This window comes from Limosilactobacillus mucosae DSM 13345 (genome assembly GCF_001436025.1).
In the GTDB taxonomy this organism is placed as follows: Bacteria; Bacillota; Bacilli; order Lactobacillales; family Lactobacillaceae; genus Limosilactobacillus; species Limosilactobacillus mucosae.
Map to the genome: position 1 here is coordinate 1 of NZ_AZEQ01000067.1, position 825 is coordinate 825.

The following is an 825-nucleotide window of genomic DNA, read 5'->3' on the forward strand; positions in this document are numbered from 1 at the left end:
TTTGGTTTAATCATGAATGGCCGGCGGGGACTCGTTACTAAAGATGGTGATGAACAAAACGTTGATATCATCAATCTGAAAAGCAACACGCTGCCAGTTGATGGTCAATCCGTTTTTCCGGCCTACCATATGAACCATAAGTACTGGGTTTCAGTCGTACTTGACGATCAGCTGGGCGACGATGACGTAATGAGACTGATTGATGAAAGCTTCCGTTTGACGGGAAAGCAAGGGTGATTAAATGCGACAGATCGTACTGCCAATTAAGGATGATGAGGTTCTCAAGCAGGTGCAGGATACGCTGTTGAACAACTTCAAGTCTGGCCGGCGCAACTACACCATCTTTCAAGTCGGCAAGGCAACGCTGCTGCGGGTCAGCGACGTGCTGCGGCTCAAGCAGGCGGACGTTTTCGATGACTATGGCGCCATTAAGCAGCACGCGTTCATCAAAGATAAGAAGACCGGCAAGCAAAACACGCTATACCTCAAGCCGGTAATGATGGACCTGGTGATGTATCAGCAGTGGCTTAAGCGCAACGGCTATGAGGGTACAACAGAGTGGCTGTTTCCTTCTACCACGCGGCCTCAGAAACACATTGACGAGCGCCAATTCTACAACGTGATGGCCAAAGTCGGAGAGCTGTTAGATATCAACTACCTGGGCACACACACAATGCGTAAGACTGGAGCATATCGCGTGTACGTCCAGTCCAACTACAACATCGGTCTGGTCATGAAGCTATTGAACCATTCCAGCGAGGCCATGACCTTGGCTTACCTCGGGCTTGATCAGGTCAGCCGTGAGCATATGCTGGATAAGATTGA

The 825-nt window shown here is 49.7% G+C and carries 2 protein-coding genes; both read left to right on the forward strand.

Annotation, left to right across the window (positions count from 1 at the left end):
• Nucleotides 1-237, forward strand: a 237-nt coding sequence (locus tag FC47_RS10200) for an MmcQ/YjbR family DNA-binding protein (protein WP_191978680.1), incomplete at its 5' end; no start/stop codon positions are given.
• A gap of 4 nt (nt 238-241) precedes the next feature.
• Nucleotides 242-825, forward strand: a 584-nt coding sequence (locus tag FC47_RS10205) for a site-specific integrase (RefSeq protein ID WP_056968824.1), incomplete at its 3' end; no start/stop codon positions are given.